Source organism: Streptomyces murinus, from assembly GCF_002154555.1.
Taxonomy (GTDB): Bacteria; Actinomycetota; Actinomycetes; order Streptomycetales; family Streptomycetaceae; genus Streptomyces; species Streptomyces murinus.
This window is the reverse complement of the sequence record NZ_MUNF01000305.1, coordinates 1-14,276: the sequence shown is the minus strand read 5'-3', so window position 1 is coordinate 14,276 and position 14,276 is coordinate 1. Positions and strand designations below refer to the sequence as shown.

The window sequence follows — 14,276 nt, the reverse complement described above, 5'->3', positions numbered from 1 at the left end:
GTACGGCTCGTCGTACGGCGGCTCCTCGTACGGCTCGTCGTACGGCGGCTCCTCCGGCGGTGTCGGCCAGTCCGGGTCCTCGTGGGTGGCCGGGCCGGTGGGGGGCAGGGTGTCGAGGTGGGCGAGGACGGTCTTGGCGGCGGCGCGGCGGCGGGCGAGGGCGTCGGCGTCGAGGGGCAGCGGCCAGGCCAGGTCGGCGTCGGGCTCCCGCAGGGCCGGGTTCTCCTCGTCGTCGGCGGGCTCCTCGGCCCAGACCTCGATCTCGCCGTGCCCGGCGGCGCAGTGCGCGTACAGCTCCTGGAGGAAGTCGGAGGGGCCGCGCTTCTTCTTCTGGCTGGGGCCCCACCAGTGGCCGGAGCCGAGCAGGAGGGAGCGGGGGCGGGTGAAGGTGACATAGCCGAGGCGGAGTTCCTCGGTGTGCTGGTGCTCCTTCATGGCCTCGTGGAACGCCTTCATGCCGCGCGCGTCCCAGCCGTCCACGTCGGGCAGGGTGGCGGCGTCGCCGCGCAGGGCGTGCGGCAGCACCTTGGCCTGCGCGGTCCACTTGTCGCGGCCCTGAGCGCTGGGGAAGGTGCCGGTGACCAGTCCGGGCACGGCCACGACGTCCCACTCCAGGCCCTTGGACTTGTGCGCGGTGAGCACCTTGACGGTGTTCTCGCCGCCGGGCAGGGCGTTGTCGAGGCCCTTCTCGTACTGGACGGCGGTGCGCAGGAAGCCCAGGAAGGCGAGCAGGGTGGCCTCGCCGTCGCCCGCGGCGAAGGCGGCGGCGACATCGAGGAAGTTGGCGAGGGTCTCGCGGCGGCGGGCGGCCAGGGCGCCCGGGGACGCCGACAGCTCCACCTCCAGGCCGGTGACGGCCAGGACGCGGTGCAGGACGTCCATCAGCGGGTCGGACAGCGCGCGGCGCAGATCGCGCAGTTCGCCGGCGAGGCGGGCGAAGCGCACCCGGGCGTCCGGGGAGAACGGCAGCCCGTCCTCGTCGCCGCCGCGGGCGTCCAGGAAGGTGTCCAGGGCGTCGGCGAGCGATATCACCTCGGCCGGGTCGGTGCCCTCCACGGCGGCAGCGAGCCGGCGGTCCGGGTCACCGGTGTCAGCGGCGCCCGCGTGGGCGACCAGCAGGCGGGCGCGGCGGCCGAGGAGGGCGAGGTCGCGGGGGCCGATGCGCCAGCGGGGGCCGGTCAGCAGCCGTACCAGGCTCGCGTTGGCGCCGGGGTCCTGGAGCACCTCACAGACGGCGACCAGGTCGGCGACCTCGGGCAGGTGCAGCAGCCCGGACAGGCCGACCACCTCGACGGGGACCTCCCGGGCGACCAGCGCGCCCTGGATCGCGGCGAAGTCGGCGGCCGTACGGCACAGCACGGCGATCTCACCGGGTGCGGTGCCGGTGCGCACGAGGTGGGCGACGGAGTCGGCGAGCCAGTCCAGTTCCTCGGCGTGGGTGGGCAGCAGGGCGCAGCGGACCAGGCCGTCGCGCTCGGCGCCGGGGGCCGGGCGCAGGGCCTCGACGCCCTCGTGCAGGGCGCGCAGGGGGGCGGCGAGTCCGTTGGCGAGGTCGAGGAGGCGGCCGCCGCTGCGGCGGTTCTCGCTGAGCGCCTGGCGGGTGGCGGGGCTGCCGTCGGCATGGCGGAAATGGTCGGGGAAGTCGTCCAGGTTGGCGACGGAGGCGCCGCGCCAGCCGTAGATGGCCTGGCAGGGGTCGCCCACGGCGGTCACCGGGTGGCCGGTGCCGGATCCGAACAGGCCCGCGAGCAGGACGCGTTGGGCGACGGAGGTGTCCTGGTACTCGTCCAGGAGGACCACCCGGAACTCCTCGCGCAGCAGACGGCCCACCTCGGGCAGGATCGCGAGGCGGGCGGACAGGGCGATCTGGTCGCCGAAGTCGAGCAGATCGCGTTCGCGTTTGGCGGTCCGGTAGCGCTGGACCAGTTCGGCGAGTTCGCGGCGGGCGGTGGCGGTCTCGGGGACCTTGCGCAGCTCGGCGTTGCTGAGCTTGGCGTCCTGGAGGGCGGTCAGCAACTCGGCGTCCCAGGCACGCAGTTCGCCGGGTCCCACCAGGTGTTCGGAGAGTTCGGAGTCCAGGGCGAGCAGATCGCTGACCAGGTCGGCGAAGGAGCGGGTGAGCGCCGGGTAGGGGCCGGGGGCCTCGCGCAGCACGCGGGCGGCGAGCTGGTAGCGGGTGGCGTCGGCGAGGAGGCGGGAGGCGGGCTCCAGGCCGATGCGCAGGCCGTGGTCGGTGAGGAGGCGGCCGGCGAAGGAGTGGTACGTGGAGATGACCGGCTCGCCCGGGGGGTTGTCCGGGTCGATCGTGTCGGGGTCGGTGACGCCCGCCTTGACGAGTGCCTTGCGGACGCGCTCGGCCAGTTCGCCCGCGGCCTTGTTGGTGAAGGTCAGCCCGAGGACCTGCTCGGGGGCGACCTGGCCGGTGCCGGCCAGCCAGACCACGCGGGCCGCCATCACCGTCGTCTTGCCCGAACCGGCACCGGCCACGATCACCTGCGGGGCGGGCGGCGCGGTGATGCAGGCCGTCTGCTCCGGGGTGAAGGGGATACCGAGGAGCTCCTTGAGCTGCTCGGGATCGGTGAGATGGGCGGGCATGTCCCAAAAGGTAGCGGCAGCCACTGACAATCCCGTGCGCACCGGTCCCCGGGACGGAAGCAGGCGCAGGTCAGGGACGGGGGTGCGGTGCGCGGGGTGCCGTACGTCACTCCACCACGTGCCGCCCCTCGGGGCGTGCGCTGCACGAGGCGCGGAAGGCGCAGTGGGCGCAGTGCTGGCCGGCGCTCGGGCCGAACCTCTCGTCCAGGACCTTGCCCGCGGCGGTGGCCAGCAGCTCGCCGACCCACTCCCCGGTGAGCGGCTCCTGGGTCTGCACCTTGGGCAGGGTCTCGCCGCCGTCGCGCTTGGCGGCGCCCTGCCTCAGGTGCACCAGTTCGGCGCCGCCGGGCTCGGGGTGCTCCCCGTCGAAGGCGGTGTCGACGGCGCCCTCGCGCACGGCGAGCTGGTAGACGGCGAGCTGGGGGTGGCGCTCCACCTCGCGCGCGGTGGGCGCCTGTTTGCCGGTCTTGAAGTCGACCACGTAGGCGCGGCCCTCGGCGTCCGTCTCGACCCGGTCCATCTGGCCGCGGATACGGACCTGGTAGTCGCCCGCCTCCAGGGTGACGTCGAAGTCCTGCTCGCTGGCGACGGGGCTGCGGGTGGAGCGGTTCATCACGTGCCAGTTGAGAAAGCGTTCGAGTGCGGCGCGGGCGTTGTCCTTCTCCTGGCGCGACTTCCAGGGCGCGTCGAAGGCGAGCGCGTTCCACACCGAGTCCAGGCGCTCCATGAGGACGTCCAGGTCGGCCGGGGTGCGCCCGGAGGCGACCTCGTCGGCGAGGACATGGACGACATTGCCGAAGCCCTGGGCGGTGGTGGCGGGCGCGTCGGCCTTCACCTCGCGGCCCAGGAACCACTGGAGGGCGCAGGTGTGGGCGAGCTGGTCGAGGGCGCTGCCGGACAGCACGACGGGCTGGTCCCGGTGGCGCAGCGGCACCTTGCTCTCGGTCGGCTCGAACATGCCCCACCAGCGGGAGGGATGGGCGGCCGGTACGAGGGGGCGGTCCTCCTCGTCGGTGAGCGCGGCGAGCCGGGCCAGACGGCGGGCGGCGGCCTCGCGCAGGGCGGCGGAGGCGGCCGGGTCGACGGTGGTGGCGCGCAGCTCGGCCACCAGCGCGGCGACGGCCAGCGGGCGGCGGGGGCGGCCGGTGACGTCCTTCGGCTCGACGCCCAGCTCGGCCAGGAACCGGGAGGGCTGGTCGCCGTCCTCGGCGGGTGCCTTCACGGCGGTGACGACCAGGCGGTCGCGCGCGCGGGTGGCGGCGGCGTAGAAGAGCCGGCGCTCCTCGGCGAGCAGCGCGCCCGGGGTGAGCGGTTCGGCGAGTCCGTCGCGGCCGATGCGGTCGGCCTCCAGGAGCGAGCCGCGGCGTCTGAGGTCCGGCCACAGGCCCTCCTGGACACCGGCGACGACGACCAGGCGCCACTCCAGGCCCTTGGCGCGGTGCGCGGTCATCAGACGGACGGCGTCGGGCCGTACCGCGCGGCGGGTCAGCGTGTCCGCGGCGATGTCCTCGGCCTCGATCTCGGCCAGGAAGTTCAGGGCGCCGCGGCCGCCGGTGCGCTCCTCGGCGCGGGCGGCGGTGGCGAACAGGGCGCAGACGGCGTCCAGGTCCCGGTCCGCGTTACGGCCCGCCGCGCCGCCGCGCCGGGCGGCCCGCGCCAGGCGGCCGGGCCAGGGTGTGCCGTTCCACAGGTCCCACAGCGCCTCCTCGGCGGTGCCGCCGTTCGCGAGGCGCTCGCGGGCCGTGCGCAGGAGCGCGCCGAGTCGCTGGGCGCCGCGGGCGTACGCCGGGTCGTGCACCGCCAGCCGCTCCGGCTCGGCGAGCGCCCGTGTGAGCAGTTCGTCGGAGGGCGGCGGCACCATGTTCCCGCCGGCCCGCTCCTCCTCCCGCAACGCCCGCCCCAGCCGCCGCAGATCGGCCGCGTCCATACCGGCGAGCGGCGAGGCGAGCAGGGTGAGCGCGGTCTCGGTGTCGAGCCAGCGGGGCTGCGCTGCGGGGTCGGCGGAGTCCGGCGCGGGCTGCTCCGCAGGATCGGCGGAATCCGGCGCAGGCTGCTCCGCAGGGTCGGCGAAGTCCGGCGCGAGCGGCTCCGCAGGATCGGCAGAGTCCGGCGCAGGCTGCTCCGCAGGATCGGCGGAATCCGGCGCGAGCGGCTCCGCGAGTTCCGGAGAGCCAGGCACGGGCTCTTCCAGGTCCCGGCCCTCCGGGACCCGCTCCACCGCGTCCCACTCCCCCGGCTCCCGCTCCACCGCGTCCCACTCCCCCGGCTCCCGGTCCTCCGGGTCCCGGTCCTCCGGGTCCCGGTCCTCCGGGTCCCGGTCCTCCGGGTCCCCCTCCTCGCGGCCCCGAGCCGCTTCGCCCGGCTCGTGCCTCCCCGGTGCCTCCGCCCTCGCCACCGCGCGCAGTGCCGTCAGCAGGGGGGCCACCGCGGGCTCGTGGCGCAGGGGGAGGTCGTCGCCGTCGATGTCCAGGGGGACGCCCGCCGCGGTCAGGGCGCGGCGCAGGGTCGGCAGGGAGCGGGCGCCGGCGCGCACCAGGACGGCCATCTCGCGCCAGGGCAGGCCGTCCTCCAGGTGGGCGCGGCGCAGGATGTCCGCGATGTTGTCCAGCTCGGTGCCCGGGGTCGGATACGTGTAGACCTCGGCCCGGCCGCCGTCCCGGGCCGCGGCCGGCTCCCGGTGGGCGCGCACCTTGTCGGCGGGCAGCCGGGGCAGCGGCATCCGCTGGGTGATCAGCCGGGTCGCGGCCAGCAGGCGTGCGCCGGAGCGGCGGTTGGTGCGCAGCACCTGGACGGGCGCCGGTCCGCCGTCGGGGCGCGGGAAGGCCTCCGGGAAGCCGAGGATGCCGTTCACATCGGCGCCCCGGAAGGTGTAGATCGACTGGTCGGGGTCGCCGAGCGCGACCAGGGTGCGGCCGCCGCCGGCGAGCGCGCGCAGGAGTCGTACCTGGGCGGGGTCGGTGTCCTGGTACTCGTCCACGTACACCGCGTCGTAGCGCGCGGCGAGGTCCGCGGCGACCTCGGGGCGGCGGGCGAGCAGGACCGCGCGGTGCACCAGCTCGGCGTAGTCGAGCACGCCCTGGAGGTCGAGCACGTCGAGGTACTCGGCGAGGAACGCGGCGGCCGCGCGCCAGTCCGGGCGGCCGATGCGGCGGGCGAACGCGTCCAGGGCGTCCGGCGCGAGCCCCAGCTCACGGCTGCGGGCGAGCACGGCGCGGACCTCGTCGGCGAAGCCGCGCGTGGTCAGGCAGGCGCGCAGCTCGTCCGGCCAGCGCACATGGGTCAGCCCCAGCCGCTCCAGCTCGGGCTGCCCGGCCAGCAGCTCGCGGACGGTGACGTCCTGCTCGGGGCCGGAGAGCAGTCGCAGCGGCTCGACGAACAGCCCGCTGTCCTGATGGGCGCGGACCAGGGCGTAGCTGTACGAGTGGAAGGTGGTCGCCCGGGGCGCGCGGGCCGCGCCGATGCGCAGGGCCATCCGGTCGCGCAGGTCGACGGCGGCCCGGCGGCTGAACGTGAGCACCAGGATGCGCTCGGGGTCGGCGCCCCGGGCGATCCGCGCGGCCACCGACTCGACCAGCGTGGTCGTCTTGCCGGTGCCGGGTCCGGCGAGCACGAGCAGGGGCCCGGTGCGGTGGTCAACCACGGCGCGCTGGGCGGCGTCCAGAACAGGGGGAGCCGTCCGGTCCGGCGGGGTACGGACCAGGCGGTAAGCGCCACGGCTCCCCCGCCGCGCCTCGGGGTGCGGCGGGTGTCCGGTGGAGAAGGAGGAGCTCACGTGGTTGGCCGGTCCTGGTGGTCGTACTGCTGGTCGTGCGGGCGAGCGGGCGATCACGCGCGCGGGGCGGTGAGCTCCGGGTGAGGTGCGCACGGGCCGCCGGCGCGATACCGCCGACTCTCGAACGTACGGCATGCCGCGGATGTCCCGGGTATCACCCGTACGGAGTACAGGTTGCCGCCGACCGCCTCCGATGGCGGAAGCTGTCAGGTGTGACCCGCGTCCGCACCGCCGTCCCACCGGGCCCGCCGCATGTCGAGCCGCGGCAGGTGACCCTCGGCACTCCTGCTCGCCTCGCGCAGCGGTGTGCCCTCGGCGCGGTAGTGCCCGAGCGCGCGCAGTTCGTGGCCCGGCAGCAGCACCCCGTCGGAGCGTACGACGCGCCACCACGGCACGGCGCCGCCGTACAGGGACATCACCCGGCCGACCTGGCGCGGGCCGCCCTCCTCCAGCCACTCGGCGACATCGCCGTACGTCATGACCCGTCCCGGCGGGATCAGTTCGGCGACCTCGAGGACCCGCTCGGCGTACTCGGGCAGGTCGTCCGGGTGCGTCTCGCGGGGTTCCGCGCCGGGGCTCCGCTCGCTCATTCGCCCCATCCTGCCGCACCCCGCCGACATCGCGGAGCCCGGTGGAGCGAACGTTCCTCTCGCCCCCGGGCGGCGCTTCCGGCAGACTGTGCGACCGCGCATCCGCACCCTGGCGCCCGTGTGTGTCGGTGGGACATGCCACCATCGTGCGGGCGGTGACCGGTGATACGAGACCAAGAAGAGTTCATGAAACAGCAGGGAGTGCACCCCGAGGGCGGCTCGGGCACCCCTGACGCCGGCGCACGCCCGAACACCGGCCGTAAGGGCGAGGGCGGCCAGGACGCCCACCAAGATCCGCACCCCGCGGACACGGAACGCACCGAGGCGGAACGCACCGAGGGGGCGCACATCCCGCACAACCCGCCGACCGACCGGAGCGGCTCCGGAGGCGACGCAGACGACGGCGATCCGCACACGGACCCGGACGCCGGCCACTCGGACCCGGACCACCCGGACCCGGACCATCCGGACCCGGTGGAGGGCGACGAGCCCCTGCTCCCGGCCCGGGTGCACCGGCCCTCCGATCTGATGCGGCTCCTGGTCGGCCTGCTCGCCATCGTGGTGCTGCTGGCCGTCGCCGCGTTCGCGCACGGCACCACCTCGGGCCTCGAACAGGACATCAACAAGGGCACCGGGCAGGCCCCCGATCTGCTGATCAGATTCGCGGGGCTGGCGTCCAGCATCGCGATCCTGCTGGTCCCGGTCGCCTTCGCGATCGAACGGCTGATCAAGCGGGACGGGCTGCGCATCGCCGACGGCGTCCTGGCCGCCGTCCTCGCGCACGGGGTGACGCTCGCCACCGACCTGTGGGTCGCGCGGGCCGCGCCCGGCTCGATCCAGGACGCGCTGACCCAGCCCTCACCGGTCGACGTACACGCCCTGACCGACCCGGTGCACGGCTATCTGGCGCCCGTCATCGCCTATATGACGGCCGTCGGCATGTCCCGCAGGCCCCGCTGGCGCTCGGTGCTGTGGATCGTGCTGCTGCTGGACGCGTTCTCCATGCTGGTCACCGGCTACACGACCGCCTTCTCCATCGTCCTGACGGTGCTGATCGGCTGGTCGGTGGCCTACGGCACGCTGTACGCGGTCGGCTCGCCCAATGTCCGCCCCACCGGCCAGACCTTGCTGGCGGGCCTGCGGCACGTCGGCTTCCGCCCGGTCGGCGCCGCCCGCGAGGAGGTCGTGGAGAGCGAGAACGGCGACCGGGGCCGGCGCTACTTCGTCACCCTGGAGGACGGGCCGCCGCTGGACGTCACGGTCGTGGACCGGGAACAGCAGGCCCAGGGCTTCTTCTACCGGGCGTGGCGCAATCTCACCCTGCGCGGCTTCGCCACCCGCTCCAGCCTCCAGTCGCTGCGCCAGGCACTGGAGCAGGAGGCGCTGCTGGCCTACGCGGCGATCGCGGCGGGCGCCAACGCGCCGAAGCTGATCGCCACCTCCGAGCTGGGCCCGGACGCGGTGATGCTGGTCTACGAGCACACCGGCGGACGCACCCTGGACGCGCTGGCGGACGAGGAGATCACCGACGATCTGCTGCGCAGCGCCTGGTCGCAGGTGCGCGCGCTCCAGTCGCGGCGCATCGCGCACCGCAGGCTGGCCGGGGACGCGATCCTGGTGGGCCGGTCCGGCGAGGTGATCCTGGCCGAGCTGCGCGGCGGCGAGATCGCGGCCGGTGAGCTGCTGCTGCGCATGGACGTGGCCCAGCTGCTGACCACGCTGGGCCTGCGGGTCGGCGCGGAGCGCGCGGTGGCCTCGGCGGTCGAGGTGCTCGGGCCCGACGCGGTGGCCGACTGCCTGCCGATGCTCCAGCCGATCGCGCTCACCCGGTCCACCCGCAACACCCTGCGCCGGCTGGGCCGCGAACGGGCCCAGCGGGAGCGGGAGGCGGTCCTGGAGGCGTCCCACCAGGCCAAGCTGGCCCGGCTGCGGGAGGCCGCGGAGGCGAACGGGACGACCCTCGCCGAGGGCGCCGACGCCGATGAGCAGCTCGACAGGCTCAACGAACTCGACAAGTCAGACAAGTCGAACAAGAAGGTCGTACGAGCGGAGCAGCGGGCCGAGCGGCGGGCGATCGACGAGGCCATAGAGGAGGCCCGCGAGGAGGACCTGCTCACCCAGATCCGGCACCAGGTGCTGCGGATCAGGCCGCAGGCCCCGGTGCAGCCGGCCCGCCTTGAGCGGGTGCGGCCGCGCACGCTGATCAGCTTCATCGCCGGCGCGATCGGCGCGTACTTCCTGCTGACGCAGCTCACCCACATCCAGTTCGGCACGCTGTTCTCGCAGGCCCAGTGGGGCTGGGTGATCGCGGCGGCGCTGTTCTCGGCGCTGAGCTATGTGGCGGCGGCGATGTCGCTGCTGGGCTTCGTGCCGGAGCGGGTGCCGTTCCCGCGGACGGTGGCGGCACAGGTCGCCGGTTCCTTCGTGAAGATCGTGGCACCGGCGGCGGTCGGCGGGGTGGCGCTGAACACGCGCTTCCTCCAGCGCGCGGGCGTGCGCCCGGGGCTCGCGGTGGCGAGCGTCGGCGCCTCGCAGCTGTTCGGGCTGGGCTGCCACATCCTGATGCTGCTGTCCTTCGGCTATCTGACCGGCACCGAGAAGACGCCCTCGCTGTCGCCGTCCCGGACCGTGATCGCGGGTCTGCTGACCGTCGCGGTGCTGGTGCTGGTGGTGACCTCGGTGCCGTTCCTGCGGAAGTTCGTGGTCACCCGGGTCAGGTCGCTGTTCGCCGGGGTCGTGCCGCGCATGCTCGATGTGCTCCAGCGGCCGCAGAAGCTGGTCACCGGCATCGGCGGCATGCTGCTGCTGACCGCGTGCAACGTGATGTGCCTCGACGCCGCCGTACGCGCCTTCGGCCACGGCATGACCACGCTGAGCATCGCCAGCGTCGCGGTCGTCTTCCTCGCCGGCAACGCGCTCGGCTCGGCCGCGCCGACCCCCGGTGGCGTCGGCGCGATCGAGGCGAGCCTCACCCTCGGCCTGATCGCCTTCGGCCTGCCCAAGGAGGTCGCGGCCCCCGCCGTACTGCTGTTCCGGCTGATGACGCTGTGGCTGCCGGTGCTGCCGGGGTGGCTGGCGTTCAATCACCTGACCCGTAAGGGAGCCCTGTAGGTCCCGGGCCGACCCTTCGGTGGAGCCCTGAAGATCCCCGGGCCGACCCTTCGGTGGAGCCCTGAAGATCCCCCGGCCGACCCTTCAGGGGAGCCCGGTAGATCCCCTGGTCGACCCTTCGGGGGAGCCCCGCGGGGGCCTTGCCGGGGGCTCGCGGGGGCGACCCCGTGAACGTCGTACCTCGTACGGACCGTGCCCCGCGCGGCCCGGCGTGCGGGCCCGCAGGATGGGGTCATGGCCTCTCCCTCCCGGCTGCGAGCCGCCGCTCTCCCCTGGCCGCGTACCACCGCCCTGACGACGGCCGCCGTGCTGCTGGCCGCCCTGCTGGCCGGTTGCGGCGACGACGATGTCAGCACCGGCGCCACCGCGTCCCTCGCGTCCCTGACGACGCAGACGCTGGACTGGACGGCCTGCCCGGCCCCGGACGAGGCGGAGGGCGGCGGGACCGCGCCGTCCCCGCTGCCGAACGGCGCCACCTGGGAATGCGCCACCATGCGGGCGCCCCTGGACTGGAGCAGGCCGCAGGGGTCGACCATCGGCATCTCCCTGATCCGGGCCAGGGCCAGCGGGCCCGCGAGCGAGCGGATCGGCTCGCTCATCTTCAACTTCGGCGGCCCCGGCGGCAGCGGCGTCACCGCGCTGCCCGCGTTCGTCCAGGACTACGCGACCCTGCGCACCCGCTACGACCTGGTCAGCTTCGATCCGCGCGGAGTGGGCCGCAGCGCACCGGTGACCTGCAAGACCGACGCCCAGCTGGACACGTTCTTCCAGCAGGACGCGACCCCGGACGACGCCACCGAACGCGCCCAACTCGTCCAGCGCACCCGGAACTTCAACACCGGCTGCGAGACCAGGTCCGGTGAGGTGCTGCCGCATGTGCGCACCACCGACGCGGCCCGTGACATCGATCTGATGCGGCGGGTGCTCGGCGACAGCAAGCTGCACTACTTCGGCATCTCGTACGGCACCCAACTCGGCGGCGTCTACGCCCACTTGTTCCCCACACACGTCGGACGGGCGGTGTTCGACGGGGTGGTGGACCCCACGCAGAACCCCGAGCAGAGCGCGCTCGGCCAGGCGAAGGGCTTCCAGCTGGCGCTCGGCAACTTCGCCGAGGACTGCGTCTCCAAGCCGGAGGGCTGTCCGCTCGGGGACACCCGGCAGGACGTGGAGAACCGCATCGCGAAACTCCTGGCCGACCTGGACAAGAAGCCCATCCCGGGGATCGCCCCACGCCTGCTCACCCAGACCGCGGCGACCAACGGCATCGCCCAGTCCCTGTACTCCAAGGACTTCTGGGAGTACCTCACCGAGGGCCTTGAACAGGCGTACGACGGTGACGGCAAGGTGCTGATGGTGCTGTCCGACGCGATGAACGGCCGGGACGAGAACGGCCATTACAGCAACATCACCTCGGCGAACGTGGCCATCAACTGCGCCGACGAGAAGCCCCGTTACACCGTCGCCGACGTCCAGCGCGTGCTCCCCGAGTTCCGCGCCGCCTCGCCGCTGTTCGGGGACTTCCTCGCCTGGGGCATGGTCGGCTGCACCGACTGGGCCGTGCCGGGCGCCAGTTACCACCCCGATGTCAGCGCCCCCGGTTCGGCGCCGATCCTGGTCGTCGGCAACACGGGCGACCCGGCGACCCCCTACGAGGGCGCGCGGCGGATGGCGGAGGCGCTCGGCACGGGCGTCGGCGTCCAGCTGACCTTCAAGGGGCAGGGGCACGGCGCGTACGACAGCAAGGACCCGTGTGTGCAGAGCAAGGTGAACGCGTATCTGCTCAACGGGACGATCCCGAAGGCGGGTTCGGTCTGCGGCTGAGCCGTGCGCGAGCCGGCCCGGACGGGGAACCCGTCCGGGCCGGACGCCGGCCCCGGACCCGGACCCGCCGGATCACACCGTGCCGAGCGCGGTGCGCAGCACGGCGACGGCCTGGGCGATGGCGGCCCCGGCGGCATGGGTCCCGCGCAGCGCGTCGAGCATCACGAAGTCGTGGATGATGCCCTGGTAGCGCACGGCGGTCACCGGCACCCCGGCAGCCCGGAGCCGTGCGGCGTACGCCTCGCCCTCGTCCCGCAGCACATCGGCCTCACCGGTGATGACCAGCGCCGGGGGCAGCCCGGTGAGCTGCTCCAGGGTGGCGCGCAGCGGCGACGCGGTGATCTCGGCGCGCTGCTTCTCGTCGGTCGTGTACTGGTCCCAGAACCATCGCATGGCGTCGCGGCGCAGGAAGTAGCCCTCGGCGAACCGGTGATACGACGGGGTGTCGAAGGACGCGTCGGTGACCGGGTAGAACAGCACCTGCTGGACCAGCGGGACATCGCCGCACTCCTTGGCCATCAGGGTGAGCGCGGCCGACATGTTGCCGCCGACGGAGTCACCGGCGACCGCGATCCGGGCGGCGTCCAGGCCGTGCGCCGCGCCCTCGCGGACGACCCACTGGGCGACGGCGTAGTTCTGCTCGATCGCGACCGGGTAGCGGGCCTCGGGCGAGAGGTCGTACTCGGGGAAGACGACGGCCGCGCGGGCGCCGACGGCCAGTTCGCGGACCAGGCGGTCATGGGTGTGGGCGTTGCCGAACACCCAGCCGGCGCCGTGGATGTAGACGATCACCGGGAGGGTGCCGGTGGCTCCGGCCGGGCGGACGATCCGGGCGCGGACGGAACCGGTGGGCCCGCCCTGCACATGCACCCACTCCTCGTCGACGGCCGGCTTCTCGATCGCCCCGGACTGCACCTCGTCGACGGCCTTGCGGCCCTCGATTGGACCGAGGTCGAAGAGGTACGGCGGGTTCGCGGTGGCCTCGGCGAAGGCGGCGGCGGCCGGCTCCAGCACCGGGCGGGCGGCGGTCTCGGTCGTCTCGGACATGAGGAACTCCTCGGTGTCGTGCCGGTGGTCGATCGACCGTCCGGCGGGTACGAGAGAAAGGTACCGCTCGACTTAGTTGTGCGCAACTAAGTTGTGCACGATCTAATCGCGACCACCGAGTCGCTGCTAAAATCGGACTTTCCGCGCACTCGCATCAAAAGAGGGAGGGGCGCAGTCATGGACCAGGCCGCGCATCCCGAGCCGGAAGCCCCCGCGCCGGGCTCGCTCCTGCTCCAGGACCAGCTGTGCTTCGCCCTGTACGCGGCCTCGCGCGCGGTCACCGCGCGCTACCGGCCGCTGCTGGACGAGCTGGGCCTGACCTATCCGCAGTACCTGGTGATGCTGGCCCTCTGGGAGCGGGACGGGCTTTCCGTGCGCGAGCTGGGCGGCGCGCTCCAGCTGGAGTCCAGCACGCTCTCCCCGCTGCTCAAGCGCCTGGACGCGGCCGGTCTCGTCCGGCGCGAGCGCCGCCCCGACGACGAGCGCTCCGTCACCGTCCGGCTCACCGGATCCGGCACCGCCCTGCGCGAGCGGGCCCGCGCGGTCCCCCTGACCATCGGCGACGCCATGGGCCTCACCCCCGAACAGGACGCCACGGCCAAACAGCTGCTCCGGCTGCTCACGACGAACGTGACGGCTGAATAACCGGCCGATGCCGGCCAACACGGAAGAAGCCCGCGGCCCTGAACAACTCGGTTCAGGGCCGCGGGCTTCTCGACGTGGGAGGGCGTCGGTCAGTAGACCGGCTTGTGCGGCTCGATCTGGTTGACCCAGCCGATGACACCGCCGCCGACATGGACGGCGTCGGAGAAGCCCGCGGACTTCAGGACCGCGAGGACTTCCGCACTGCGGACACCCGTCTTGCAGTGCAAGACGATCCGCTTGTCCTGGGGCAGCGACTCCAGGGCGGTGCCCATGAGGAACTCGTTCTTCGGGATCAGCGTGGCGCCCGGGATGGAGACGATCTCGTACTCGTTCGGCTCGCGGACGTCGATGATCTCGATGTTCTCGCCGTCGTCGATCCACTCCTTGAGCTGCTTGGGAGTGATCGTCGAACCGGCCGCCGCCTCCTGGGCCTCCTCGGAGACGACGCCGCAGAAGGCCTCGTAGTCGATGAGCTCGGTGACGGTCGGGTTCTCGCCGCAGACCGCGCAGTTCGGGTCCTTGCGGATCTTGACCTGGCGGTACTGCATCTCCAGGGCGTCGTAGATCATCAGACGGCCGACCAGCGGGTCGCCGATGCCCGCGAGCAGCTTGATGGCCTCGTTGACCTGGATGGAGCCGATCGACGCGCACAGCACGCCGAGCACGCCGCCCTCGGCGCAGGAGGGGACCAT

At 73.6% G+C, this 14,276-nt stretch carries 8 protein-coding genes; 3 read left to right on the top strand and 5 right to left on the bottom strand.

Annotation, left to right across the window (positions count from 1 at the left end):
* The 3 genes from CCN72_RS19020 to CCN72_RS19010 all read right to left on the bottom strand — a co-directional run.
* Positions 1-2,595 (bottom strand): ATP-dependent helicase (locus tag CCN72_RS19020; RefSeq protein WP_086808560.1); only part of this gene is annotated, 2,595 nt, incomplete at its 3' end.
* Positions 2,596-2,701: 106 nt separating this feature from the next.
* The gene (locus CCN72_RS19015) at positions 2,702-6,367 is read right to left on the bottom strand and encodes a UvrD-helicase domain-containing protein (RefSeq protein ID WP_086808559.1); all 3,666 of its coding nucleotides are present in this window, start codon (positions 6,365-6,367) and stop codon (positions 2,702-2,704) included.
* Between the two features lie 206 nt (positions 6,368-6,573).
* Positions 6,574-6,957 carry an MGMT family protein gene (locus CCN72_RS19010; protein WP_085566441.1) on the bottom strand — a complete coding sequence of 128 codons (384 nt, stop codon included), beginning with the start codon at positions 6,955-6,957 and terminating at the stop codon, positions 6,574-6,576.
* 186 nt (positions 6,958-7,143) lie between these two features.
* Here CCN72_RS19010 and CCN72_RS19005 point away from each other — a divergent pair, with 186 nt between their 5' ends.
* Both CCN72_RS19005 and CCN72_RS19000 read left to right on the top strand, forming a co-directional pair.
* Entirely contained in the window at positions 7,144-10,068 is a 2,925-nt protein-coding gene (locus CCN72_RS19005) for a lysylphosphatidylglycerol synthase domain-containing protein (RefSeq protein ID WP_086808558.1), read from the top strand.
* A 234-nt stretch (positions 10,069-10,302) separates the two neighbouring features.
* Positions 10,303-11,892 (top strand): alpha/beta hydrolase, encoded by a 1,590-nt coding sequence (locus CCN72_RS19000; protein ID WP_086808557.1) that lies wholly within the window; start codon positions 10,303-10,305, stop codon positions 11,890-11,892.
* Between the two features lie 72 nt (positions 11,893-11,964).
* Here CCN72_RS19000 and CCN72_RS18995 read toward each other — a convergent pair whose 3' ends face one another.
* Positions 11,965-12,939, bottom strand: coding sequence for an alpha/beta hydrolase (locus CCN72_RS18995; protein WP_086808556.1), 975 nt, complete (start codon positions 12,937-12,939; stop codon positions 11,965-11,967).
* A 177-nt stretch (positions 12,940-13,116) separates the two neighbouring features.
* Here CCN72_RS18995 and CCN72_RS18990 point away from each other — a divergent pair, with 177 nt between their 5' ends.
* Positions 13,117-13,584 carry a MarR family winged helix-turn-helix transcriptional regulator gene (locus CCN72_RS18990; RefSeq protein ID WP_086808555.1) on the top strand — a complete coding sequence of 156 codons (468 nt, stop codon included), beginning with the start codon at positions 13,117-13,119 and terminating at the stop codon, positions 13,582-13,584.
* 89 nt (positions 13,585-13,673) lie between these two features.
* Here CCN72_RS18990 and CCN72_RS18985 read toward each other — a convergent pair.
* Positions 13,674-14,276 (bottom strand): rhodanese-like domain-containing protein (locus tag CCN72_RS18985; RefSeq protein WP_279630258.1); only part of this gene is annotated, 603 nt, incomplete at its 5' end.